Below are 20,301 nucleotides of genomic sequence, written 5' to 3' on the forward strand. Positions count from 1 at the left end.
ACTTATTAAATTTAAAACGGAAAAAACAGAGTTGTGGTAATTCCTGCATCTTTATTGTTCTCAACAGATATTTTCCAGTGATGTTGCTGAACGATTTTTTTTACATAAAAAAGTCCTAACCCAAAACCGTTGATTTCATCGCTTTTATTGGTATTGACTCTGTAAAATTTATCAAAAATATAAGGTATACTTTTAGCGGGAATTCCCATTCCGTTGTCTTTAAACTTTAAATATAATCCTTTTGAATCTTTTTCTGTCGAAATAATGATGTGCGGTTTCGTTTCGCAATACTTGATTGAGTTGTCTAAGATGTTGTAAATGATGTTGGTAAAGTGAAAATGATCTGCAATCACAGAAGTATTCGGTTCAATATTGATTTCGATTTTGAGGTTTTCATTTTTCTGCTTCATATTCTCGGCAATTTCTTCAACGAACTGCAGCAGCATGATTTTTTCGGTTTTTAAAGAAAGTCCGGCCGAATCATTTTTAGCGATATTCAAAATCTTTTCGATGTGATTGTTAAGCTTATGACTTTGGTCAATAATAATCGATGTATAGGTTTGCAGTTTGGAATTCTGCTGAACGATTTCCTGCTTGTTCAGCGACTCTGTTGCCAAAAGAATAGAAGACAGAGGAGTCTTAAACTCATGGGTCATATTGTTGATGAAATCCCGCTGCAGTTCAGAAAACTTTTTCTGCTGAATAATGGTATAAATAGAGTATACGTACACCAGTAAAATAATAATGAGCGCAAATGTAAGAACATACCAAAAACGAAGTGAGCTAATCAGATAAGTAGTTTTGTCGGGAAAGCGAATGGAAAAATAGTAAGTGAGATTTTTATGTTTAGGAAATTTGATCACTTTTTCGCTGGGTTCTTCCTGATGACTGCTCATGTATTTTCCGTAGATCATTTGATCGCTGTGGCAGTTGTACAAAGCGTAGACATAATCTGTATTGATCTGAAATCTTGTAAATTCTGTCTTGAGATAATGCTCAAGAACGGTAGGGTGAAATTCATTATTAATATTGACGACATAGTAATCGTTAGCAACAATTTGCACAGGGTTTTCTGTAAAAGAAGTTTTTCCTTCAGACATTTTGTCGACAACCTCCATCAGGGCGATGTTAACTTTTTGGTTAAACTTGGTGTCCTCTAATTTATATGCCTGTCTGGTCCATAAAAGCTGAGCTATTAATATTCCGATAATAGCCACCAGACCAAGAGTAATAATAATATTGAGTTTCTTTATTTCCATTTACAGGAGCAATATTATCCAAAAATATCTATTTATCTTTGATTATTAACAACTCGTTAACAAATGTTTGATAGCAGTTAACAATTTGTTTGGCTAATCGGGTTTACCTTTGAATTATCAAAAAAGGAACGGTAAGTTTCTCTACATTTTATTTAACATTAAAATTATATTCATGAAAAATTTAAAAATTACAGCGTTGTTGGCAGTGATGGCATTTTCACCATTTTATGCAAATGTTTTTCCAGTTGAAGGAACTACATTGGTAAAGGCAGTTGCAGAAGCAATCAAATGGAAATCAGAATCTATTGACGTTGGAAACATTCCTCAGGGGAAAGCTAAATTAATCAGATTCGAATTCACCAATACATCTGCTAAACCAATAATTATCGAAAACGTAGCACCATCTTGTGGATGTACTACAGCAGATTATACAAAAACTCCAATTCAGCCTGGTAAAAAAGGATTTGTTGAAGCGAGCTACAATGCAGCAAATGCAGGTGCTTTTGTGAAAACTGTAAATGTTACTACAAGCGACAGCAAAACTCCAAAAACTCTTTCTTTCAAAGGAACAGTTCTTGCGTCATAATTAGATTTACATAAATAAAAAAGCAGTCAATATTAATTTATTGGCTGCTTTTTTTTGATCTGAACTAAAGAATAGTATTTGTAACATTATTTATCATTAAATTTTCAATCTTATCCATTTAATATTTATTATTTTTAGGAAAAATAAAACATATGAATCAGTATACTCAACCAATGTTGCGGGAAGATGCCCTGAAAGGTAAAGTTGCAATTGTAACCGGCGGCGGAAGCGGTCTTGGAAAAGCAATGACCAAATATTTTCTTCAGTTGGGCGCAAAAGTGGTGATTACTTCAAGAAATTTAGAAAAACTTTATGGGACAGCAAAAGAACTGGAAGATCAAACCGGCGGACGAGTACTTTGTGTTGCCTGTGATGTGAGAAATTGGGATGAGGTAGAGGCCATGAAGGAAGCAACCCTGAAAGAATTTGGTAGAATTGATATTTTATTAAACAATGCTGCGGGAAATTTTATTTCTCCAACAGAAAGGTTGACGCACTCTGCATTTGATTCTATTCTGGACATTGTTTTAAAAGGAACAAAAAACTGCACACTTTCCATCGGAAAACACTGGATTGATACAAAAACACCGGGAACGGTTTTAAACATTGTGACTACTTACGCCTGGACAGGCTCTGCATACGTCGTTCCGTCAGCCTGTGCTAAAGCCGGAGTTTTGGCAATGACCAGATCTCTGGCCGTGGAGTGGGGGAAATATAATATTCGTTTTAATGCAATTGCACCGGGGCCATTTCCTACTAAGGGTGCCTGGGACAGACTGTTGCCCGGAGATATGAAAGATCAGTTTGATTTAGCTAAAAAGAATCCGCTTAAAAGAGTAGGGGAACATCAGGAATTGGCAAATCTTGCCGCTTATCTGGTTTCAGATTTTTCATCTTTTGTAAACGGTGAAGTCGTTACAATCGACGGAGGAGAATGGCTTCAGGGAGCAGGAGAATTTAATATGCTGGAAGATATTCCGCAGGAAATGTGGGATGCTTTGGAAGCAATGATTAAGGCTAAGAAATCGAACTAAAGAAATCAAGTAAATTTATAAAATATAGAAGTAGGTTTTCCACAGGGAGAATCTGCTTTTTTATTTAGGGTGATTTCACCTTTTGTTATTAGTGTAATTCCTGTAATATTTTCATAATTAGTGATATAGATTTGTATTGCAAATTATTATTAACCAAAAACAAAATCAAATGGAAACATTAAAATCGGTATTGGAAGCTAACCATACCAAGAAAACAAAAAGTGAACTGATCGACCTTTTATCAGGAGTAGAAAAAGTGCTTAGCCCAAACGTCTATGACAAGATCTCGGGAATACAGATTTCTGAACTTGATAAGCTTCAGGAAAATGAACTTCTTGCCATTGTAGAGCAATTTAAGAAAAGCTATAATCAAAAATGGGAAAAATCTTTGGTAAGCGCATCAGCTGAGGTTCTCAAAATGCTTTCTCTAAAAATGGCAGCAGACGATGAGATTTTCAAAACTTCTGATGCAGCCAATGCAGATTTCGCAGCAGAGTTGGGCAGTATAGATTTTGCAACCATTATCGGCGGACCTTTGGATGCCTGTGTGAAAGCACAGTCGAACGCTTCAATCGCGACTGTAAGTTTTATCAACGAAGTTGGTTTTGAGCTTTCTGATCCTAATGATCCAGCAAGTGCAAAAAAACTGAGAATGGCAGATTTTAAATACAAAAAAAATGCGCCGAATCCTGATTACATTAATGAAACTGAAACTCCGGACGAAGAACCGATGATTCCCACAGATGTAGAACTTTCTGTTCCTTTTATCGCTTTGCTCAATGTTCCGAGTTTTAGAATAGAATCTTGTGAAGTTGATTTCAATGTTAAACTAAATTCTACTTATACCAAAAATGTAAGTGATGAATTTGGTTTGAAAGTTGGCGCTTCAGGTGGTTGGGGACCCGTGAAACTGAGTGTTGATGTTTCTTACAAAAGATCTTCAAGCACCGGAATTAAAGTTGAAAAAGAATATTCTCTGGGAGTGAAAGTAAGAGCAACCAATGACGAAATGCCAGCCGGACTGGAGAAAGTTTTAGGAATATTGGCTCAGTAAATTCCAAATTTTACGATCATGATTAAATTATCAGATTACCTGGATTATCTCAACAATGAGATAATTCAGGCTCGTAAAAAAGCAGACGAAAATGCAGTAGCGATCGCAAAAGAATATGCCAAGCATCCATATCTTAAATATTTTACAGCTCCAAGATATGCTTTGCCCAGCGTAAAAATGGACATTCCTCTCAAGATTACCGATATAGATTCTGATTCGAAATATAATTTTAAATTTAATGAAGATCAGCTGGTTGGTGAGTTGAATGACAGAATTCGTTTGGTCAACAGAGAAAAGAAACTGAATATTGCTGAGATTACAAAGAAGCAGATTCAAAATAATGATTTTAAAACACTGTTTCAAAAACTGGAGTCTAATGATCAGAAATTTGGAAAACTTCCTACGACCGAAGTCATTAAGATTGATTTGAAAACCAAAATTCAGACTTTAAATTCAGGGATTTTCAGACCTCAGGACGGAACTACGGATGCAGAAGTCGATGAGCTGAAGGATATTTTTTCTACTGTTTTGCTGAATAATTATAAGCTCGTCAATGCCAAGCTGAATAACATCTACATTGATCCCAACACTACAGCTGCAGAAGATAAAGACAAGCTTTTCATCAATCTGCATGTGTCGATGGAAGCAGAAGGCATAAAAATCATGTCGTACAAAGACAAAGATGGAAACGAGGTTGAACAGATAACTTTTGAGTAATGCAGGAACTTGTACACCACAGCAGGCAGACTTTAGAGTTGCATTTAGATCAACTCAATAAAGTTCAGGAGTTGTATCTGTCTAAATCTTTTGATTTTGATGCTCATTTCGACGCCTTCCTTCACAGTCTCTTAGATTATTTTAAAGCAAAAGGAAATACGACTTACGAATCTGAAGTTCTGAAGATTATGAGCATGATTTCAACAGTAAAGCGTGGTTTTAATCCTGTGAAACTAGAGAAAGTGAACTTCGGTAAAAGAGATCTTGTGTCTGGCTTTTCCTTCAGCGGAATTGAAAATATTCATGGTTTGCTTACTGATCTGCTTTCGAAAGAACAGAGGAAATTGGACGAGGCCGAAGAATTGCTTTCCGGTTTGATGATTTCAATGTACCAGAACGGAATCTTAGACGATGCAAAGATAAAAGATCTCAATTCAATCGTAAAAATTGAGACGTTTTGGAACCAACTGCTTCCGCAGAACACTACAATTGCCGGAATCAATAAAAAGCTGAGACTTACCCTTTTGGGAGAAGATATTTATCTGATTCTCGAAAAAATATACACCAAACTTTTATAAACTCAATTATCATGAAAAAAGAAAGATACATCGTCCTGCTTAGAAATCAGGAGGAAACATCAGTTAAAAAAGTAGAAAAAGAACTTCAGGTAAACGTTACTTCATCAGAATTTCTGTCAAAAGATAACCGTTCTTTTCAGGTTATCGATCAGGATAACGCAGTTTTGTATAAAAATCTGGGGGTAATTGTGGTAGAAAATACCGATGAAGATCAGCTTAACAAAGCGGTGAAAAACGATTCAAACCCAATCATTTATTTTGAAAAAGAGCGCGATTTTTTTCCGGCAGATGAAATGAAAATCATCAGTGAACTAAAGAAGCAGTCTGCTGAAATTTCAGATAAAATCAATGAACTTGAGCAGTACCTCAACAACAAACCCATCCCGCCTAAAAATTTTCTGGAAATGGAATGGGGAATGAAAGCCATCGGAATGGGAAAAGCTCTGTACACCGGAAAAGGTATTGATGTCTGTATTTTAGATACAGGTTTGGAAATCACACATCCTGATTTTGCTTCCAGGGAGATTGAAGGTAAATCATTCATCGAAGGAGAAGACTGGAATAAAGATCCCAACGGCCACGGAACACATTGCGCGGGTGTATCCACAGGAAATTTGAGAGCCGACACCGGAAAGAGATATGGAATTGCCAAAGACTGCAATCTCAAAATCGCCAAAGTGCTTTCTAACAAAGGAAAAGGTACAACGAGCAGCGTTATTGATGCCATTGATTGGGCGATTTCAAAACAGTTTAAAATATTATCACTTTCTTTGGCAGCGCCTGTAGAACTCAACGAAAAACCTTCAGTGCTTTTTGAAACTGTAGGAATGAGAGCACTTGAAAATAACTGTCTGATTATCGCAGCAGCGGGAAATGACAGCAGCAGACCTTCTATTCCGAAACCTGTTTCTGCGCCGGCAAATTCTCCGTCAATAATGGCTGTTGCTGCAATCGACGGACAAATGAGAATTGCTGCTTTTTCAAATGCGGGTTTAAATCCATCCACAGGAGGAAATATCAATGTCTGCGCTCCGGGAGTTGATGTTTTCAGCAGCTATCCGAAAAACACAAAAAACAAAAATAATTATTACGCATTAAGCGGAACCAGTATGGCAACTCCGCACGTTTCCGGACTTGCCGCTTTATACATGGAACAGTTTCCTGATAAGAATGCAAAAGAAATTTGGGAAATGATAGAGACGCATGCAAAACCTATTGAAGGTATGAAGTACAGAGATATCGGAAGCGGTTTAATTCAAATAATTTAAAATATGAAAATCTATCTGGCTGTTCTGAAAAATGATGTTGATTTAGAAAAATTTAAAAAGATTCTCAAGGAGAAAAAAATTAAATTTCTGGAGCATTATAAAAGTTTAGGGATTGTAAAATTGCAAAGTGAAAAGAAAATTTCAGAAAAAGATTTTGAAGAATTTTGTGCAAGCATTGAACAAGATAAAGATAATTTAACAATATAATCATCACAATAAAGCTTTTCTGTAAGGGAGAAGTTTTATTTTTGTTTTTTTAAGTTTAAATAAAATAGAATGAGTTTCAGATTTTCAATCGTATTGATGATGTTTTTTGCATTAGGCTTATCTCAGGATCTTAAAGTAATGAGTTTCAACATCAGACTGAATGTAGATTCAGATAAAGAAAATGCGTGGCCCAAGAGAACACAGGATGTTGCAGATTTGTTGACTTATTATCATCCGGATTTCTTCGGAGTGCAGGAAGCGCTTCCTGAGCAGATGAAAGATATTAAAACAGGTTTAAAAAATTACGATTACGTCGGAGTCGGACGAGATGACGGTAAAGAAAAAGGCGAGTTTTCTGCGATATTTTATGACACTCAAAAACTTCAGATTGTAAAATCAGGGACGTTCTGGCTTTCTGAAACTCCGGAAAAACCATCAAAAGGTTGGGATGCTGCTCTAAACCGAATCTGTACTTATGCTGTTTTTAAAGACAAAAAATCGAAGAAAGAATTTCTGGCAATGAATATTCATTTTGATCACGTTGGAAATGTAGCAAGAGTAAAATCGTCTGAATTGATTCTGAAAAAAGCGAAAGAGATAAATCCTAAAAACCTGCCTTTGGTCTTAACTGGAGATTTTAATTTAACTGAAGATTCTGAACCGGTAAAAATTCTCTCAGAAAATTTAGACGACACTTTTTACAAGTCAGAGAAAAAACATTATGGTCCGGTGGCGACATTTACAGGATTTAATGTGAATGAAGTTCCGAAAGACAGAATTGACTATATTTTCACAAAAGGTTTTAAGATAAAATCTCACAGACACATCAATGACAGACGCGAAAATCTGCTTTATCCATCAGATCATTTTCCAGTATTGGCTGATTTGCAGTTTTAAATTTCTATTTGAAATAAAAAAGATAGCAAGCTTCGTTCATTGGGATGAAGCTTATTTTTTTCTTATTTCTAAATCGCGCATTGTTATCTGATTGCCACGTTTTTCAAGTAAATTTTGCTTAATTAAAATTTGAATTCGATACCACAAAAAATGATCACCAACTGTAGATTTCTGCTGTGCCATTGTTTCACCAATCACTTTTGAAGCGGTCTTAAAATCTGAACTGCAGTTATCAATAACTGCCTGATCGTAGTAGTTTTCTTCAACAGAAATCACTTTCCCATCGCGGAAAATTCTTACTGATTTTTGATCGTCTTTCAATCTTTCCCATTCCTGAGCGTAAATATGTTTTTTTGTGTCTTCTATTTTTTTGATAAGCTTAAAAATGCCATTCAGATGTTCGGGATTTCTTGTCGCTAAAGAATTGCTATTATATTCTTCCTGCGAAATAACTGGCCATTCATCAAGATTGATCTCATATAAATCTCTGTTTAAAAGCGCGCAGTAGCGGTACAGCATAATTTTTTCGTGAGTGTCACTGCCATGCCAGATAATGAGTGGTTTTTCTTGAGGAAAATTAATTGTAAACTCTTCAAAAAATCCTGAAGGTGTAGCAAAGCTTTTATCAGAGGGCTGGTTTTCATAGGCAGTCTCCTCAACAGTTCTCCAGTAATCTGCATATGCATCGTAGTCTGTGGAAAACGTACAGTCATTCAGAGGTCCAACAGATAAATCATCGTAAATACTGTGGCTTTCTATCTCGTCTTCAGGATAGTCTGTTTTAAAATATTGATGCAAAATGCCTCGCGCCGAGTCTCTTGCGACTAAATGAATTGCTTTTTTAAAATCAATCATTTTTCTCTTTTTTTGGGATTTGTGAATGGATATTGAAAAGATAAAGATTTTTATTTTAAAATAATATCAATATGATTTGTTACTTTTAACTCAAATTAAATACTGATTGAAAAATAGTATAATGAAAAGGATATTTTTAATTGTAGCTTCAGTCTTGTCATGTCAGATTTCCGCTCAGGAACTGTATATGCCGAGAAATATTAAAAAAGCCTACGAAAACGGAACACGCGATATTTCCGGAGCACCGGGAAAAAACTACTGGCAGAACAAAGGAATTTATAATGTTGACGTAAAGGTAGATGCCAAAACGAAAATCGTTTCCGGAAAAGAAACAATAGTTTACAGCAACAACAGTCCCAATGATTTAAATGAATTGGCGATACGCTTCGTCAATAATCTCCACAAACCGGAATCTCCACGCTCTGGCACTGTATCAAAAGATTTTTTATCTTCAGGATTAAAGATTAAATCTTTCACCGTAGATGGATTGGTATATAACATCAACAGCGAAAATTGGGGAACGGTTGAAAAGGTAAAATTAAGTAAAGCTTTAAAATCGAAATCAAAAGCTGAAGTAAAGATCGAATGGGAATATCCTCTGTCTGTGGAAAGCGGAAGAGAAGGCCAGATTGATGCTGAAACTTTCTACGTCGCCTATTCTTTCCCAAGAATTTCTGTGTATGATGATTACAATGGCTGGGACATGATTCCGCATTCTGACCGACAGGAATTTTATAATGATTTTAATGATTATTCTTTTGCGATTTCTGCTCCGAAAGATTATGTCGTTTGGTCAACAGGTGAATTTCTGAATCCTGAAGAAGTGCTGCAACCGGAATATTTAAATAGATTTAAAGCTTCATTAAAAAGTGATAAGGTAATTCATATCGCCAACGAATCGGAAATGAAATCCGGCAAAGTCACGAAAAATAATCAGTGGAATGTCTGGAAATTTAAAGCCAACAATATTACAGATTTCTGTTTTGCGTTAAGCAATCATTATGTGTGGGATGGCTCAAGCGTTCAGCTAAAAACCAAAAGAGCAAGTGTACAGGCCGGTTATAAAGTTGGTGCAAAAGATTTTGAACATTATGTAGAATGGATGCGGTACAATCTTGACTGGTTTTCAAAAAACTGGCCGGGCGTAGAATATCCATATCCTGTGATGACGGCAATTCAGGGTTACGCTGATATGGAATATCCAATGATGATCAACGACACAAGTATTCCTGATGATTTGCAGGATGCAAGACTCACAGCAGATCACGAGATTGCACATACTTACTTTCCCTTTTACATGGGTATCAACGAAACGCGGTATGCCTTTATGGATGAAGGCTGGGCAACAACTTTGGAATATCTGATCGGTATTGACGAAAACGGCGAAGAAGCTGCCAAAAAATTCTATCAGAACTTCAGAGTTAAAAGGTGGATCAATGATCCGTCTACTGAACAGGATCAGCCAATTATCACAATGAGTACACAGGTAAGCGGAGCAGGGTACGGAAATAATTCTTATGTAAAATCATCCCTGTCGTATTTAGCATTAAAAGATTATTTGGGAGATGATTTGTTTAAAAAAGCACTGCATCATTACATGGATAACTGGAATGGGAAACACCCGATTCCGTGGGATTATTTTTACTCGATGAATACAGGATCAGGCAAGAATCTGAACTGGTTTTTTAACAATTGGTTTTACACTAATAATTTTATTGACTTAAAGATCGCTAATGCAGGGCAGCAAAAAGATAAGCTCACACTGAGCGTCGATAATGTAGGAGGTTTCGCTGTTCCTTTTGATGTCGTTGTCACATATGAAGATCAGTCGATTGAAAAAACTCATTTTACTCCGCAGATATGGGAAAATGATCAGAAAAAAACGGTGATTTCGCTCTCAGCAAAAAAGAAAGTTAAATCTGTTGTTTTAGATGGCGGACTTTTTATGGATTATACTCCGGAAGATAATTTGAAAAATTTATAAGACAAAATTCCGGTACAGCAGGAAAGTTTATATAATTAATGATAGATTTGCAGCGATTTAAATCGCTATTCGTAAACAATAAAATTATCAAATGAAAAAACAGACTATAGCATTATTTTGCATAGCCATATTAAGCATTTCATGTTCTGAGAAAAATGATTCAAAAGAGGACAGCAAATATACTGATGACCAGAAAGCTTCTTATTACATTGGTCTGAATATGGCCCAAAATATGAAGCAGGAAGGTTTTAAAGTAGATGCAGATCTTTTGGCTCAGGCTATTAAAGAGGAAATGGAAGGAAAAGAAAAGCTGATGCCTGCTGAAGAAATGAATACCTTTATGCAGGAATTTATGCAGAAGCAGAGTGAGAAAAAACAATCTGCTGCAGGATTACAGGCTGAAGAAAATAAGAAAAAAGGTCTCGATTTTCTGACAAAAAATAAGAGCAATCCAAAGGTGAAAACTACGGCTTCTGGTTTACAGTATGAGGTGTTGCAGGAGGGTGATGGTAAAACAAAACCAAAAGCATCAGATGTTGTACAGGTAAAATATACCGGAAAACTGATGGACGGAACTGTTTTCGATTCTACTGATAAAAACGGAGGAGCTCCTATGGATATCAATTTGAGTGGTGTTATCAAAGGATGGACAGAAGGAATTCAATTAATGAGTACAGGATCTAAATACAGATTTTACATTCCTTCAGATTTAGCATACGGAGATCAGGGAGCTGGAGGTGCAATTCCTGCCGGAGCAACCATTATCTTCGATGTGGAATTAGTAAGCATAAAGTAAGTTTAAAATATATTTAAACAAAAAAAGAAGCCAAAAGGCTTCTTTTTTTATGTTTAATCTGTTGATTACCAATTTTTAAAATATTCTTTCCGGCATTATGAAAGATGATTGCATTATGATGCTGCAAAACCGTTTTTTAAAGCAAAAACAGCCAGTCCGACTCTTGTTTTAAGTTCTAACTTGTCACAGAGCTGATCTCTGTAACTTTCCACTGTTCTTGGGCTGCAGCACATTTTTTCTGCAATTTCTTTGTAACTAAGTTCTGTTACAGTGTAGGTGAGGAATTCTTTTTCACGTTCAGAAATTCTTACCGCTTTCTCACCATTTTTCTCACTGTTGATGCTGGAGAAAATAATTTTCGAAGCCCATTCAGGATAGAAAAAACCATCGTCTTTCAGTTTTATCAAAGCTTCTTCGAGATCTCTTGGGTGAGTGTTTTTTAAAAGGTAGCCTTTGGCGCCGTTTTTTATCATTTTAATCACGCTGCTGTCGTCCCCCTGCATACTCAATGCCATCACTTTGATATTGGGATGGTTGTTTTTAAGCCAAAGAACAGTTTCAAACCCATCCATAATCGGCATGCTGATATCCAGCAGAATAATTTCAGGTATTTCATGACTGGTTTTAAACTTATCAATAAGATCCTGCCCATTTTCTGCCACATAAATGACCTGAAAATCGGTGAAATTATCAATTATACTCTCGAGTGCTTTAGCAATAAGCAGGTGGTCATCAACGATTACTATGGTTTTTTTCATGGCTTATTTTTAAATCTGATATTGAGCTGCGTTCCACCGTTTATTTTACTTTCAAAAATGAAATCGGCACCGATGATCTTTGCCCTGTTTTTCATGTTCGTAAGCCCGATCCCGTTACTAAGTTTTTTTGAACTGTCAAAGCCTACACCGTCATCTTTAATACAAAGTTCCCAGAGATTTTCCTCAGAGGTATTTAGCTCAATAAAAATATTTTTGCATTGAGAGTGTTTGATGCTGTTCTGTATAAATTCCTGAATGATCCTTAACAGTACATTTTTATGCACAAATTCTAACTCTAGCTGTTCAAAATTATGTTCAAAAAAAACCTCGCATTTCTTAAAAGCATTGGTGTTATCAACTTCTTCCTGAATGAGTGTGATGATTTCTTTCTGACTGATGTTGTCATCTGTCAGGGTTTTAGAGAGGCTCCGTAAATCCTGAAGAGACTGGTTAATAATTTGGGAAACCTGATCTATTCTATCACTCACCTCAGGAACTTTATTTTCATAAAGCATCTGTTGGGTATATAGGCTTACGAGGGTTAATTTTTGCCCGATGTTATCGTGAAGTTCCCGCCCGATCTGCTGCATCGTCGCCTGCTGAATTTCAAGTTGTGTTGCCAGTAATTCTTTTTGATGAATTTCGTTTTTGATCTGAATCTCGCTTAAATATTCCACCTTTCTCTGTTTGTACTTTCGGATGTAGATCATCACTGCTACGACAAACATGACGAAGAAGATATTGAATAAAAAAAGCGTTAAGAATAATTCTGTTTTCCCCATATAAATGAACCTGCAAATAACAGATACATCATGATTCCTGAAAATCGGAAATATACAAGATACATATCCCAGACCTCTCTGTAATCTGATAATAGCTGTAAGTAAAAAGTCCAGAACGGTAAAGTTCCTATATAAAACAAAGTTACACCAAGATTGATATAAAACATTTTGTTTTTTGCGAAATTGAGAATATTTTCCGAATTAATTTGCTTATAATATTCCATAATAACCAATAACGTTAGCAAAAGACTCCCGAAAGTATAATTGAATGAAAAAATATGTTTGTTTTTTACAAAATACAGTTCATTGGGAATGTACGCCAGCAAAAAAATCACACTGAAACCGAGGAATAATTTTTTATTTTGTAGAGACTGATATCCGTAAAGCCAATAAAAAAATATAAATTCTGAAGGTATGATCAGGTAATTAAAGAATAAATTTTTAGGAAAGGAAATATAATTTCCGATAAAAGTCGCAAACATTTCACTGCAGAAAATAAAGATAAGGTAAATCGCAAAATAGAGGTATGGGCTACTTTTGATTTTCTTAAAAAAGAGAATTGCCGTAAATGCAGCAATACCTTCAGAAACCGTCATCGCAGTTTGTAAAACGAAATTAAAATCAATCATTAAATAAAATTAGTAAGACTCTACAATAGAATTATTTGGCGGGATGAGAGCTCCGTGATTTTGACCTAATGCACCTGGTGTTAACGCCAATGCCTGTTCATTATCAGAATTTTTATCTTCAAAAGGATTAAAATCGAAGTTGAGCATATCTCCTCCTTCAGCCTCTTTTAATTTTGTAGGAATCATAACGATAGTATGTCTTTTTCCATAATCCTGTGGGATGGGTTGAGAGGGAGTTTCAGAATAGGCGCCGTAGTATAAACGAATTCCCAGATCTTTCGTTTGACAGTGTGGATCAATGCGTAAGGCTTCAGATTCGATCTCTGCAATGAATTTTTTAATCGTCTGCAGATCAAACCAGATAGAATGTGCATCTTGCATCCCTAAGTTTGCATCTATATAGCTCAATTGCTTGTTACGGTACTGATCTACCAGATCCTGAATAAACTCGGTTGGCAAAACGGCAGCATCCATACTGAAGTTCTGCTTCCCGCCAGTAGTTACATCTGTTTCCATGATATAAGTGTTTTGAAATTAGTTTTTTACAAATTAATGAAAAAAAAGTATAATACAACAGCGTGTTTTTACGGATACAGAGAATGTGTTTTTTACGGATGCTCAAAAACAGAAATATCCACAGACAAAGTCTGCGGATATTCCCTTTAAAAATAACATATATGAAAAAAACTACTTACTTTTCTGTCGGTCTGAAAACCAAACCTGTTTCCTCAAAATAATCCAAGGTGATTCTATCGCCGTCATTCACGGTTCCTGCGAGAATTTCTTTTGATAATTTATTCAAAACTTCCTGCTGAATGACTCTTTTTAAAGGTCTTGCGCCGAAAACTGGGTCGTAACCTTTGTTGGTCAGGTAATCCAAAGCATCCTGCGTTGCGGTCATCATAATATTTCTTTTCAATAACATATCATTGAAACCTCTCAACTGATACTGAACAATTTTTCCGATTTCTTTTTTTCTTAAAGGCTGGAACAACACGGTTTCATCAATCCTGTTCAGGAATTCGGGACGAAGCGTCTGTTTCAACAAATCAAAAACCTGAATTTTTGTTTTATCAACAATTTCATCCTGATTTTCCTCGATAATATTTTCAAAATTCTCCTGAATAATATGCGAACCGAGATTTGAAGTCATAATGATAATGGAGTTTTTGAAATTAACCACACGACCTTTGTTATCCGTCAATCTTCCGTCATCCAAAACCTGTAATAAGGTGTTGAAAACATCCGGATGTGCTTTTTCAATTTCATCCAAAAGCACGACTGAATAAGGTCTTCTTCTCACAGCTTCCGTCAATTGTCCACCTTCGTCATAACCCACATATCCCGGAGGCGCACCAACCAAACGAGAAACCGAATGTCTTTCCTGATATTCACTCATATCAATTCTCGTCATATTGTTTTCATCATCGAATAAAAACTCAGCTAAAGCCTTTGCGAGCTCCGTTTTACCAACTCCAGTTGTTCCTAAAAATAGAAAACTTCCAATCGGTTTTTTCTCGTCACTCAATCCTGCTCTGTTTCTTCTGATGGCGTCTGCAACAGCTTCGATGGCTTCTTCCTGACCGACAACTCTGTGATGAAGTTCGGTTTCAAGGTGCAATAATTTTTCTCTTTCAGATTGAAGGAGTTTGGTCACAGGAATTCCTGTCCATTTTCCAATCACTTCTGAAATGTTATCAGCCGTTACTTCTTCCTTAATCAATTCATTCTGATGGTTTTGCATTTCCAGTTCGAGTTTCTGCAAAGCATCTTCTTTCTCCTTGATTTTCCCGTACTGAATTTCAGCGACTTTTGCGTAATCTCCAGCTCTCGAAGCTCTTTCAGCCTCAAGTTTCAGAGACTCAATATCTTTTTTAATCGAAGTTAAATCTTCAGATTTTTGTTTTTCTTTCAGCCATTTGGCGTTGATTTCATTTCTTTCCTCAGAAATTTTCGAAATATCTTCTTTCAAATGGTCGATTTTAGTCTGGCTTCCTTCTCTTGAAATGGCCGCCAGTTCAATTTCCATCTGCATCAATTTTCTGTCAAGAACATCGAGTTCTTCTGGTTTCGAATTGATTTCCATTCTCAGTTTAGCTGAAGCTTCATCAATCAAATCAATCGCTTTGTCCGGTAAAAAACGGTCTGAAATATATCGTTGAGACATTTCAACTGCCGCAATAATCGCTTCATCTTTGATTCTTACTTTATGGTGCGCTTCATATTTATCTTTAATTCCACGCAAAATCGAAATTGCCGATTCGGTATCCGGTTCTTCCACCATCACTTTCTGGAAACGTCTTTCTAAGGCTTTATCTTTTTCAAAATATTTTTGATATTCATTTAAAGTCGTTGCACCGATGGCTCTCAATTCTCCTCTTGCCAAAGCTGGTTTCAGAATATTGGCAGCATCCATCGCACCTTCACCACCTCCGGCTCCCACCAAGGTGTGGATTTCATCGATGAAAAGAATAATTTGTCCGTCTGATTTAATGACTTCATTCACAACAGATTTCAAACGCTCTTCAAACTCACCTTTGTATTTGGCACCGGCAATCAAAGCACCCATATCCAAAGAGTACAAAGTTTTATCCTGCAAGTTTTCAGGAATATCACCACTGATAATTCGGTGTGCAATTCCTTCTGCAATCGCCGTTTTACCAACGCCTGGTTCACCGATTAAAATTGGATTGTTTTTAGTTCTTCTCGAGAGAATCTGCAAAACTCTTCTGATTTCTTCATCACGGCCAATGACCGGGTCGAGTTTTCCTTCGGCAGCGAGTTCGTTGAAGTTTTTAGCATATTTATTTAAGGATTGATACGTCTCTTCTGAACTTGCAGAAGTGGCTTTCGAACCTTTTCTTAATTCTTTGATTCCGCCTTCCAGAAGACTTTTGGTCACGCCCATATCTTTCAGAGTTTTAGAAACTTCTGAATTGGTTTCCAAAAGTGACAGCCAAAGATGTTCGATGGTCACGAATTCATCACCCATTTTTTTAGCTATGTTCGGTGCGTCCAACAAAACTTTGTTTGCTGAATTTGAAAGATAAATATTCCCTCCCTGTACTTTTGGAAGTCTTTCTAAATTTTCTCTGTTTCGCTCTCTTACCAAAGTGGCATCTGCTTCAGATTTCTTGAGTAAAAAAGGCGATATATTTTCATCCACTTGAAAGATTCCTTCCAGTAAATGTTGTGGTTCTATCTGTTGATTGCCAAATTCCATTGCCACTTGCTGAGCGGCCTGGATGGCTTCCTGTGATTTTACGGTATATTGGTTTAAGTTCATATGATGTGTATTTTGATTCTTTAATTTCTACCTATCAATTTTAAGATTTTAAACATCAGATTTCAGACCAGAGGTTTTTGATAAGTGCTAATTTTCAAAGTGATTGTTCTAATTTCTGATGTTCTAAATCTTATTTAGTCATTTAATTCGGTTAGCTTATCGCAAAAAGTATTCTATTATTGAATTTATAAATTTTGAAGACAAATTTTCCGAATATTATATTGTTGGAATTCGTTTTATTGCCAAATTTTCCGATATGTGCTTTTTAATTTAAATTTCAGATGTACATTTTGACCTTTTAATATTTTGAAGCTGTTGAATTGAGATTTAAAACAGAATAATTACTTTTGCACTCACATCATGGAGCTTAAAGAAAAACAGAAAAAAATATTAGACGTTGCGGTAGAACTTTTCAAAGAGAAAGGCTATATGGGCAGCTCAGTAAGAGATTTGGCAACAAAACTTAATATCAAAGCGGCTTCTTTGTATGCGCACATACGTTCGAAGGAAGAAATTCTTGAATGGATTTGTTTTGGAATTGCACACGAGTTTTTCGCTCAGCTTCAGGAAATTAAAAACACCAATCTTCCTCCAAAAGAAAAATTAAACCTGTTTATCGACAAACATTTGTCTGTCGTTCTCAATAACCGCGATGTGACCCACATTTATTCTAACGAGTGGAAGCATTTAGACGGACGGCTCCCTGAATTTGTCGAGATGAGAAAAAACTATCAGCTGGAGGTCGAGCAGTTATTGCTTGAAATCTATAAGGCCGAAAACTGGGAACTGAAATCTCCGACTTTCACCACAAGATTTATCCTTCATACTTTGAACAACTCGTATTTTTGGTTTAAAAGAAATACAGAATCTTCAGTTGACATTAAGGAGGAAATCAGAGATAAAATACTTTTCGGCTTGCTGGGAAACCAGAAATAGTATATTAATCCTGTTAGATTTAAAAAAAATTGCAGTGTATAACCAGCGTGTTTGTAATTTTGAAGAAGTCTAATATGAACGGAAAGGTTTAGATTCAACAAAACCTCATAGTTACCTTCCATACGTCCTAAAACCTTCGATTCAAAATTATTTAGAATCATTCAAAATATGATAAAAGTCAGTTATTTTTTTGCCATCTGAAAATTTCTTTTTAATTTTACCTAACAAATGTTAGTTAGTTTATGGATTTTGCAGTTGAATATTTAAAACTTGACCAATTGAGAGCTCTTCAGTCCGAGAGATTGAAGGATTTGGTGGTTTATCTTGAAGAGAAGTCAGATTTTTACAAAGGAAAATTTGACGAATTAGGAATTTCAAATCAGGATATCAGGACCATTGAAGATATTTCCAAGCTTCCTATCACTTACAAACAGGATTTAAGAGACAATTATCCGTTCGGATTGTTTACAGTTCCGAAAAATGAACTGCAGAGAATTCACTGTTCAAGCGGAACAACAGGAAAACCGACAGTCGTTGGCTATACTGAAGAAGACGTTGATCTTTTCAGCGAAGTGGTGGCGAGATCATTAAATGCAGCCGGAGCAAAACCGGGGATGCAGTTACATAACGCTTACGGTTATGGAATTTTCACCGGTGGACTCGGACTTCATTACGGTGCAGAAAAATTAGGAATGAGCGTTCTTCCAATCTCGGGAGGAATGACTTCAAGACAGGTTGATCTCATTATCGATTTTCAGCCGGAAGTTCTTTGTTGCTCGCCTTCTTACGCATTAACCATCGCTGATGAATTTGCCAAAAGAGGAATCTCGGCAGACGAAATCAGTTTAAAATATGCCGTTTTAGGTTCAGAACCCTGGACGGAAATTATAAGACATCATATCGAAGAAAGACTGGGCGTTCATGCAACCAATATTTATGGTTTAAGTGAAATTATCGGTCCTGGAGTTTCGATGGAAGATTTTGAGGAGAAAGGAGGCTCTTACATTTGGGAAGATCATTTTTATCCTGAAATTTTAGATCCTATTACCAGAGAACCGCTTCCATACGGTGAAGAAGGTGTATTGGTGATTACAACTTTAACTAAAAAAGCGATGCCGCTTCTCCGTTACTGGACGAATGATATTACAAGTCTGTACTACGACGAAAATGCCAAAAGAACCATGGTTAAAATGAAACCAATTCTGGGCAGAGCCGATGATATGCTGATTGTAAGAGGCGTAAATGTGTATCCAAGCCAGATTGAGGAGGCTTTTTCCCATGTAAAAGGAGTGGTTCCGAATTATTATCTGACTCCGATTGAGAAAGAACAGATGTGTGTGGCACTCGACATCGACGTAGAAATTGATGATGAATTGGTGACCTCAGAAAATTTAAATATAAATTCAGATGAATATCTTATTTTCGCAGGAAATTTTGGGAAAAGCATCGAAAACGAAATAAAAAAGAGGGTAGGAATTACCACGAAAGTGAAAATTCATGCTCAGGACAGCTTACCGAAATGCGAAGGTGGAAAAATTAACAGAATACTAAAGACAAAATGAATTCATTTTATAAATTAAAAACTGTAAAAGTTCAGAAAGATACCAATGATGCGGTAAACGTTGCGTTGGAAATTCCTGAGGAGCTGAAGGATAAATTCAGGTTCAAACAGGGGCAGTATCTGAATTTTAAACTGATGGTTAACGGTAATGAAGAGCGCCGTTCTTATTCTATCTGCAATGCGCCGAGCGAAAAAAGCAACACGCTTGAAGTTTTGGTGAAGCTTTTGGAAGGCGGAAGAGTTTCCGGATATTTCAATGAGCATCTGCACATGGATGAGGTTTTGGAAGTGATGCCTCCGATGGGCGGTTTTAATACTTCTTATCATCCGACCAACACAAAAACCTATGTTGGATTGGCTGCAGGAAGCGGAATCAGCCCTATTCTTTCTAATTTGAAGGAAAGTCTTTATCAGGAACCGAATTCCAACGCATATCTTTTCTACAGCAACAGAAGTATGAATCATGTGATGAAAAAAGCTGAGATTGATAAGTTGGTAGAGCAGTTTAACGGTAGACTGAAAGTGGTTTATCTGGTAAGCCGTGAAAAACACGCTGACCCAATTTTTGAGGGAAGAATTTCTCCTGAAAAACTGGATCATTTATTTGAAAGGTATACAGACATCGACGTGAAGGAAGCTACTTATTTTATTTGTGGGCCTTCGGAGATGATTAAAGGGATTTCTGATTATTTAAAGAAAGACAAAAAAGTTCCTGCGATTCAGGTTCTGTTTGAATATTTCTCGGCTCCGGATGAAGAAGATTCTGCGGAAATGAGCGATGAATTCAAGGCCATTGCCAATATTGAAAGTATGGTAACGGTGATTATCGATGATGATGAATACTCGTTCCATTTGAATTCAAAAAAAGAGAGTATCTTAGATAAAGCATTGAAAGACAATCTTCCAGTGCCTTTTGCCTGCAAAGGAGGAGTTTGCTGTACGTGTAAAGCGGAAGTTCTCGAAGGAGAAGTTTTCATGGAGAAAAATTTCGCATTAACGGAAGACGAAGTAGCCAGAGGTTTTGTTCTGACTTGCCAGTGTCACCCGACAACGAATGTGGTGATGCTAAATTATGATGTGTAATTAAATTAATGTAACAATATATTAATTTACC

Annotated in this window: 20 protein-coding genes; 13 read left to right on the plus strand and 7 right to left on the minus strand. The window is 36.3% G+C overall.

The annotated features are described in order from the left end of the window. Window positions 1-11: 11 nt before the first annotated feature. Complete coding sequence (locus OMO38_RS14510; RefSeq protein ID WP_264750913.1) at window positions 12-1,259, minus strand: sensor histidine kinase; 1,248 nt, start codon at window positions 1,257-1,259, stop codon at window positions 12-14. 172 nt (window positions 1,260-1,431) lie between these two features. On the opposite strand from OMO38_RS14510, the gene OMO38_RS14515 reads away from it, so the two are divergent. From OMO38_RS14515 to OMO38_RS14550, 8 genes are all read left to right on the plus strand, one after another. Beyond that, window positions 1,432-1,845, plus strand: coding sequence for a DUF1573 domain-containing protein (locus OMO38_RS14515; RefSeq protein ID WP_264750914.1), 414 nt, complete (start codon window positions 1,432-1,434; stop codon window positions 1,843-1,845). Window positions 1,846-1,997: 152 nt separating this feature from the next. Then, on the plus strand, window positions 1,998-2,879 hold the full coding sequence (locus tag OMO38_RS14520; protein ID WP_264750915.1) for an SDR family oxidoreductase: 882 nt from the start codon (window positions 1,998-2,000) through the stop codon (window positions 2,877-2,879). A 169-nt stretch (window positions 2,880-3,048) separates the two neighbouring features. Then, the gene (locus OMO38_RS14525) at window positions 3,049-3,933 is read left to right on the plus strand and encodes a DUF2589 domain-containing protein (protein WP_264750916.1); all 885 of its coding nucleotides are present in this window, start codon (window positions 3,049-3,051) and stop codon (window positions 3,931-3,933) included. Between the two features lie 18 nt (window positions 3,934-3,951). Further along, complete coding sequence (locus OMO38_RS14530) at window positions 3,952-4,650, plus strand: hypothetical protein (protein WP_264750917.1); 699 nt, start codon at window positions 3,952-3,954, stop codon at window positions 4,648-4,650. Further along, on the plus strand, window positions 4,650-5,228 hold the full coding sequence (locus OMO38_RS14535) for a hypothetical protein (protein WP_264750918.1): 579 nt from the start codon (window positions 4,650-4,652) through the stop codon (window positions 5,226-5,228). Before OMO38_RS14530 ends, OMO38_RS14535 begins: the two co-directional genes overlap by 1 nt. 11 nt (window positions 5,229-5,239) lie before the next feature. Beyond that, complete coding sequence (locus OMO38_RS14540) at window positions 5,240-6,496, plus strand: S8 family peptidase (RefSeq protein ID WP_264750919.1); 1,257 nt, start codon at window positions 5,240-5,242, stop codon at window positions 6,494-6,496. A 3-nt stretch (window positions 6,497-6,499) separates the two neighbouring features. Next, on the plus strand, window positions 6,500-6,703 hold the full coding sequence (locus OMO38_RS14545) for a hypothetical protein (RefSeq protein ID WP_264750920.1): 204 nt from the start codon (window positions 6,500-6,502) through the stop codon (window positions 6,701-6,703). Between the two features lie 69 nt (window positions 6,704-6,772). Continuing rightward, window positions 6,773-7,600 (plus strand): endonuclease/exonuclease/phosphatase family protein, encoded by an 828-nt coding sequence (locus OMO38_RS14550; protein ID WP_264750921.1) that lies wholly within the window; start codon window positions 6,773-6,775, stop codon window positions 7,598-7,600. 51 nt (window positions 7,601-7,651) lie between these two features. Here the strand turns inward: OMO38_RS14550 and OMO38_RS14555 are convergent, their stop codons facing one another. Next, entirely contained in the window at window positions 7,652-8,455 is an 804-nt protein-coding gene (locus OMO38_RS14555) for a DUF1835 domain-containing protein (RefSeq protein WP_264750922.1), read from the minus strand. A gap of 121 nt (window positions 8,456-8,576) precedes the next feature. Between OMO38_RS14555 and OMO38_RS14560 the strand changes: the two genes are divergently transcribed. Continuing rightward, on the plus strand, window positions 8,577-10,439 hold the full coding sequence (locus tag OMO38_RS14560; RefSeq protein ID WP_264750923.1) for a M1 family metallopeptidase: 1,863 nt from the start codon (window positions 8,577-8,579) through the stop codon (window positions 10,437-10,439). Window positions 10,440-10,530: 91 nt separating this feature from the next. Next, the gene (locus OMO38_RS14565) at window positions 10,531-11,235 is read left to right on the plus strand and encodes an FKBP-type peptidyl-prolyl cis-trans isomerase (protein ID WP_264750924.1); all 705 of its coding nucleotides are present in this window, start codon (window positions 10,531-10,533) and stop codon (window positions 11,233-11,235) included. A 113-nt stretch (window positions 11,236-11,348) separates the two neighbouring features. Here the strand turns inward: OMO38_RS14565 and OMO38_RS14570 are convergent, their stop codons facing one another. From OMO38_RS14570 to clpB, 5 genes are all read right to left on the minus strand, one after another. Next, on the minus strand, window positions 11,349-11,993 hold the full coding sequence (locus tag OMO38_RS14570; RefSeq protein WP_264750925.1) for a response regulator transcription factor: 645 nt from the start codon (window positions 11,991-11,993) through the stop codon (window positions 11,349-11,351). Then, window positions 11,990-12,775, minus strand: a complete 786-nt coding sequence (locus tag OMO38_RS14575) for a sensor histidine kinase (RefSeq protein ID WP_264750926.1) — start codon at window positions 12,773-12,775, stop codon at window positions 11,990-11,992. The genes OMO38_RS14570 and OMO38_RS14575 overlap by 4 nt, the downstream gene beginning before the upstream one ends. Beyond that, window positions 12,751-13,404: a hypothetical protein gene (locus OMO38_RS14580; protein ID WP_264750927.1), complete on the minus strand. Its 654-nt coding sequence runs from the start codon at window positions 13,402-13,404 to the stop codon at window positions 12,751-12,753. The genes OMO38_RS14575 and OMO38_RS14580 overlap by 25 nt, the downstream gene beginning before the upstream one ends. A 9-nt stretch (window positions 13,405-13,413) precedes the next feature. Next, a complete protein-coding gene (locus OMO38_RS14585; RefSeq protein WP_264750928.1) occupies window positions 13,414-13,920 on the minus strand; it encodes a hypothetical protein in 507 nt (168 codons plus the stop codon). Between the two features lie 175 nt (window positions 13,921-14,095). Continuing rightward, the gene (gene clpB / locus OMO38_RS14590; RefSeq protein ID WP_264750929.1) at window positions 14,096-16,690 is read right to left on the minus strand and encodes an ATP-dependent chaperone ClpB; all 2,595 of its coding nucleotides are present in this window, start codon (window positions 16,688-16,690) and stop codon (window positions 14,096-14,098) included. A 360-nt stretch (window positions 16,691-17,050) separates the two neighbouring features. On the opposite strand from clpB, the gene OMO38_RS14595 reads away from it, so the two are divergent. The 3 genes from OMO38_RS14595 (at window position 17,051) to OMO38_RS14605 (ending at window position 20,270) form a co-directional block, all read left to right on the plus strand. After that, window positions 17,051-17,626: a TetR/AcrR family transcriptional regulator gene (locus OMO38_RS14595; protein WP_264750930.1), complete on the plus strand. Its 576-nt coding sequence runs from the start codon at window positions 17,051-17,053 to the stop codon at window positions 17,624-17,626. A 242-nt stretch (window positions 17,627-17,868) separates the two neighbouring features. After that, window positions 17,869-19,188, plus strand: a complete 1,320-nt coding sequence (locus OMO38_RS14600) for a phenylacetate--CoA ligase family protein (RefSeq protein WP_264750931.1) — start codon at window positions 17,869-17,871, stop codon at window positions 19,186-19,188. After that, on the plus strand, window positions 19,185-20,270 hold the full coding sequence (locus OMO38_RS14605; protein WP_056076329.1) for a 2Fe-2S iron-sulfur cluster-binding protein: 1,086 nt from the start codon (window positions 19,185-19,187) through the stop codon (window positions 20,268-20,270). The genes OMO38_RS14600 and OMO38_RS14605 overlap by 4 nt, the downstream gene beginning before the upstream one ends. Window positions 20,271-20,301: the final 31 nt, after the last annotated feature.

Source organism: Chryseobacterium kimseyorum, from assembly GCF_025971945.1.
In the GTDB taxonomy this organism is placed as follows: Bacteria; Bacteroidota; Bacteroidia; order Flavobacteriales; family Weeksellaceae; genus Chryseobacterium; species Chryseobacterium kimseyorum.